The organism is Cereibacter changlensis JA139, from assembly GCF_003034985.1.
Taxonomy (GTDB): Bacteria; Pseudomonadota; Alphaproteobacteria; order Rhodobacterales; family Rhodobacteraceae; genus Cereibacter; species Cereibacter changlensis.
Genome location: NZ_PZKG01000208.1, coordinates 1 through 4,882 on the forward strand (window position 1 = coordinate 1; position 4,882 = coordinate 4,882).

A 4,882-nucleotide genomic window follows, 5' to 3' on the forward strand; every position below is an offset into this window, starting at 1 on the left:
CCGCCCGGCGCCCCTGCGGACATTCCGCGCGGCGCGGGGTCTCCTCCGTGGCAACGGCGCGCGAGGATGGCCCCGGGAGGGGCCTGACGAGCGCGCCTCCCCCGGCTCAGAGCAGCCCGTGCGTCCGGAACAGCCCCGTCAGATCGGCCTCGGGCCGGGCGCCGACATGGCTGATCACCTCCGAGGCCGCAAGGCAGCCCATCCGCCCCGAGGTCTCCAGCCCGTGCCCGTTGGTCAGCCCCCAGAGGAAGGCCCCGGCGAACAGATCCCCGGCGCCGGTCGCGTCGACGATATCGGTCGGGATCGCCGGCACATGCCAGTGCTGGCCCTCCGACAGGATATGCGCGCCCTTCTCGCTCTCGGTGCAGGCCACGATCGCGACCTCCGCCGCCGCGGCCTGCAGCGCCGCGGCGAAATCCTCGGTCTGGTACATCGACAGTATCTCGGCCCGGTTGGCGAACAGCAGGTCCACATCGTCCCGGATCATCCGGCGGAAGGCGTCGCGGTGCCGTTCGACGCAGAACGGGTCCGAGAGGGTGATCGACACGCGGCCTCCCGCGCCCTTGCAGGCAGCGATGGCCTTGGCGAAGGCCTGATGGCTGGCGGGGCCGTCGAAGCGGTAGCCCTCCAGATAGATCCATTCGGCCTCGGCCATCTGCTGCTCGAAAATGTCCTCCGGCGTCAGGAATTCCGACCAGCCGAGATAGGTGTTCATCGACCGCTCGCCATCCGGCGTCACCAGGATGATGCAGCGTCCGGTCTCCTGCGCGCCGCCGGGCGCCGCCATCGGCGTCTCGTAGACCGCGCCCTGCGCCCGCAGGTCATGGGCGAAGATCCGGCCCAGCTGGTCGTCGCAGACTTTGCCGACATAGGCCGTCCGCCCGCCCAGATGCGCCACCCCGGCGATGGTATTGGCCGCCGACCCGCCCGAGATCTCCCTGGCCGGGCCGATCCGGGCATAGAGATCCACGGCGCGCGGCATGTCGATCAGCTGCATGATGCCCTTGCCGATGCCGTTCGCGGTCAGAAAGCTCTCGTCGGCCGAGGCAAGCACATCGACCATGGCATTGCCGATGCCGACGACCTGGAATTTTTTCATGGGGTCTTCTCCTCGAAGAGACACAGATCGCGGATCGGGCAGATGCCGCATTTGGGTTTGCGCGCCACGCAGATGTAGCGCCCGTGCAGGATGAGCCAGTGATGCGCATGCAGCGCGAAGGGGGCGGGCACGTGGTCTTCCAGCGCCCGCTCCACCGCCTCGACATCGCGGCCCGGCGCGATGCCGGTCCGGTTGCCGACGCGGTAGATATGGGTGTCCACCGCCTGCGCCGGCTGGTGGAACCACATGTTCAGCACCACATTCGCCGTCTTGCGCCCCACACCGGGCAGCGAGACCAGCGCCGCGCGCGACGAGGGCACCTCACCGCCGAAATGGTCGACCAGACGGCGGCTCAGCGCCATGACATTCTTGGCCTTGGTGCGGTAGAGGCCGATGGTGCGGATATGCTCCGTCAACCCCTCCTCGCCCAGATCCAGCATCTGCTGCGGCGTGGTCACCTTGGCGAACAGCGCCCGCGTCGCCTTGTTCACCCCGGCATCGGTCGCCTGCGCCGAAAGCGCCACCGCCACGACCAGGGTGAAGGCGTTCACATGCTCGAGCTCGCCCTTAGGCTCGGCCTCCAGCGCTTGGAAGCGAGCGAAGATCTCGTGGATCGTGAGGTAGTCGAGTTGTCGCGCCATCGTCCGCCCCCTATGCCCGAGGCCCGCCCGCGGAGCAAGCGAAGCCGCAGGAATCGGGTCGCGGCGACCGGTCGCGGCGGCTACTCTGCCCGGGAAAGGAGCCCTCCATGCCCGACACCCTGCAGCAAGAGCGTCCCGCCTATCACTACGCGGTCATCGATCGCGCCATCCGGCTGATCGACGCCGGCGGGCCGGGGCTGACACTCGACGATCTGGCCGGGCAGATGGGCATGAGCCCGGCGCATTTCCAGCGCGTCTTCTCGCAATGGGTCGGCGTCTCGCCGAAGCGCTATCAGCAATACCTGACGCTCGACCACGCCCGCCGCCTCTTGGCCGAACGCTTCACCGTGCTCGACGCTTCGCTGGCCACCGGCCTCTCGGGCAGCGGCCGGCTGCACGACCTCTTCCTGCGCTGGGAGGCGATGAGCCCCGGCGACTATGCCCGCGCCGGCGCCGGGCTGACGATCCGCTGGGGCCTCTTCGCCTCGCCCTTCGGCGAGACGCTGGTGATGGCCACCGACCGCGGCATCTGCGGCATGGGCTTCACCGAGGAGATGGGCCGCGCCGCGGCGATGGCCGACCTCTGCGGGCGCTGGCCGAAGGCGGTCTTCGTCGAGGATGCCGGGGCCGTGGCGCCTCTGGTCGAGGATGCCTTCGGCGGCGGCGCCGCGGCGTTGCACATGATCGGCGCGCCGTTCCAGATCAAGGTCTGGGAGGCGCTGCTGCGCGTGCCCTCGGGCCATGTCACCAGCTATTCCCAGATCGCCAGCGCCATCGGCCATCCGGCGGCGGTGCGCGCCGTGGGCACGGCGGTGGGGCGCAACCCGGTCAGCTGGCTGATCCCCTGCCACCGGGCGCTGCGCAAGTCGGGCGGGCTCGGCGGCTATCACTGGGGTCTGCCGGTGAAGCGGGCGATGCTGGCCTGGGAGGCGGCGCGGGCCGATGTCACCGAAGGGTGACCGGCAAGAAATTGCCAAGGCCAACGCGGAACTTTCGGCAGACGGCAGCGCTTGATATAGCAAGCGTTGCGCCCCCTTCGGAGCGCCAATGAAGTATGAGGCGGCACCATGATCCTGAAATCCCCCGTTGTTCTGATGACCCTCGGCGCCCTGGCTCTCGCCGGCTGCACCGACCCCTACGCCAATTCCACCGATCCGAACGTGCGCACCCGCACCGGCGTCGCGACCGGCGCCATCATGGGCGGCCTGCTCGGCGCCCAGAGCGGTGACGACAAGCTGGAGAAGGCCGTGGTCGGCGCGGCCATCGGCGGCATGCTCGGCGGCGCGGTCGGGGCGACGCTGGACCGCCAGGCGGCGGATCTGCGCAACAGCATCGGCAACGATCAGGTGAGCATCACCAACACCGGCACCGAGCTGGTGGTGACCATGCCGCAGGACATCCTCTTCGCCGTCGACAGCGCCTCGCTGCGCCCCGACCTGATCCGCGATCTCGGCGCCGTGTCGCAGAACCTGCTGAACTACCCCAACAGCACCATCCAGGTGATCGGCCACACCGACAACACCGGGGCGGCCGCCTACAACCAGAACCTGTCCGAGCGTCGCGCCGGGGCCGTGGCCCAGACGCTGATCAACAACGGCGTGCCGCAGTTCCGCGTCGCCGCCATCGGCCGGGGCGAGGACCAGCCGATCGCCTCGAACCTGACGCCGGAAGGCAAGGCCCGCAACCGTCGCGTCGACATCATCATCCGCCCGACGCGCTGATCTTCGCGTTACGGCAAAAGGGGCGGGTCTTCGGACCCGCCCCTTTTCCATTGCCGCCGTGGCGCGGTGGTCATAGATTCTGACCAGTTTGCCAGGGTGCCCCATGCCGTTCCAGAAGATCGAATCCGAAAAGCTGTCGCAGAGCGTGGTGCGCCAGATCGAGCTCCTGATCCTGCGCGGCATCCTGCGCCCCGGCGAGCGCCTGCCCTCGGAACGCGAGCTGTCCGAGCGGCTCGGCGTCTCGCGCCCCAGCCTGCGCGACGCGGTGGCGGCGCTGGAAGAGCGCGGCCTGCTGGTCAGCCGCCCCGGCGCCGGGATCTTCGTCGCCGAGGTACTGGGCTCGGCCTTCTCCGAGGGTCTGGTGCAGCTCTTCGCCAGCCATGAGGAGGCGGTGTTCGACTACATCGACTTCCGCCGCGACATGGAGGGGCTGACCGCAGAGCGCGCGGCGCGGCTGGGGTCGGACACCGACCTGAAGGTGATCGACACGATCTTCCGCAAGATGGAGGCCGCCCATGCCAAGCGCGATCCTTCGGACGAGGCCGGGCTGGACGCGCAGTTCCACATGGCGATCATCGAGGCGAGCCACAACGTGGTCATGCTGCACATGATGCGCTCGATGTTCGACCTGTTGCGCAACGGGGTATTCTACAATCGCCAGATGATGTTCCGCCAGCGCACCACGCGGGACATGCTCTTGGACCAGCACCGCGCCATCAACGAGGCGCTGCAGGCCCGCGACCCGCAGGCGGCGCGGGCGGCGGTGGCGGCGCATCTGACCTATGTCGAGCAGGCGGTGACCGAGGGGCTGCGCGCCGAGAAGCACGAGGTCATCGCCCGGCAGCGGCTGGAGCACGAGCAGAAGCGCTGAGACGACAAAGGCCCGGACCTTGCGGTCCGGGCCTTCTCTGTCTGCGGGGTGAGGCTCAGTGGAACCGGGCTTCGACCTGCTTGATCGAGTCGTCGATGGAGGCCGAGGCGTCCTTCGCCGTCATCTGCCGGGCCAGCAGGTCGCCCGCCGCGGCAACCGCCACGGTCACGGCCTGCTCGCGGATCGCCTGCACGGCGCTGGCTTCGGCCGAGGCGATCTGGTCCTCCGCCGCGGCGAGACGCCGGGCGATCGAGGCTTTCAGGTCGGCCTTGGCCTGTTCGGCCGCGGCATGCGCCTCGTCCTTGGCGGCGGCGACGATGCGCGCCGACTGCTCCAGCACTTCCTTCTGCTTGCGGTCATAGGAGGCGAGGATGGTCTTCGCCTCTTCGCGCAGCGCCCGGGCCTCGTCGAGGTCGGCCTTGATCTGCCGCGCCCGCGCGTCGAGCATGCCGGTCACCTTGCCCGGGACCTTGGCGTAGACCAGGACCCCGATGAACAGGATGAAGGCCAGCAACACGATGAAGTTGGTGTTGGCCAGCGAGAAGAACGG

The 4,882-nt window shown here is 69.1% G+C and carries 6 protein-coding genes; 3 read left to right on the forward strand and 3 right to left on the reverse strand.

The window, feature by feature from the left end; all coding sequences use genetic code 11:
- Positions 1-106 precede the first annotated feature (106 nt).
- Both C5F48_RS21815 and nth read right to left on the reverse strand, forming a co-directional pair.
- The gene (locus C5F48_RS21815) at positions 107-1,099 is read right to left on the reverse strand and encodes an adenosine kinase (RefSeq protein WP_107665853.1); all 993 of its coding nucleotides are present in this window, start codon (positions 1,097-1,099) and stop codon (positions 107-109) included.
- Positions 1,096-1,740 carry an endonuclease III gene (gene nth / locus C5F48_RS21820; RefSeq protein ID WP_107665854.1) on the reverse strand — a complete coding sequence of 215 codons (645 nt, stop codon included), beginning with the start codon at positions 1,738-1,740 and terminating at the stop codon, positions 1,096-1,098. The genes C5F48_RS21815 and nth overlap by 4 nt, the downstream gene beginning before the upstream one ends.
- A gap of 107 nt (positions 1,741-1,847) precedes the next feature.
- Between nth and C5F48_RS21825 the strand changes: the two genes are divergently transcribed.
- From C5F48_RS21825 to C5F48_RS21835, 3 genes are all read left to right on the forward strand, one after another.
- The gene (locus C5F48_RS21825) at positions 1,848-2,699 is read left to right on the forward strand and encodes a methylated-DNA--[protein]-cysteine S-methyltransferase (protein WP_107665855.1); all 852 of its coding nucleotides are present in this window, start codon (positions 1,848-1,850) and stop codon (positions 2,697-2,699) included.
- Positions 2,700-2,807: 108 nt separating this feature from the next.
- The gene (locus C5F48_RS21830; protein ID WP_107665856.1) at positions 2,808-3,461 is read left to right on the forward strand and encodes a YiaD family glycine zipper/OmpA-like lipoprotein; all 654 of its coding nucleotides are present in this window, start codon (positions 2,808-2,810) and stop codon (positions 3,459-3,461) included.
- Between the two features lie 103 nt (positions 3,462-3,564).
- Positions 3,565-4,332 carry a FadR/GntR family transcriptional regulator gene (locus C5F48_RS21835; RefSeq protein WP_107665857.1) on the forward strand — a complete coding sequence of 256 codons (768 nt, stop codon included), beginning with the start codon at positions 3,565-3,567 and terminating at the stop codon, positions 4,330-4,332.
- Between the two features lie 55 nt (positions 4,333-4,387).
- Here C5F48_RS21835 and C5F48_RS21840 read toward each other — a convergent pair.
- On the reverse strand, positions 4,388-4,882 hold a 495-nt coding region (locus C5F48_RS21840; RefSeq protein ID WP_107665858.1), incomplete at its 5' end, for a F0F1 ATP synthase subunit B.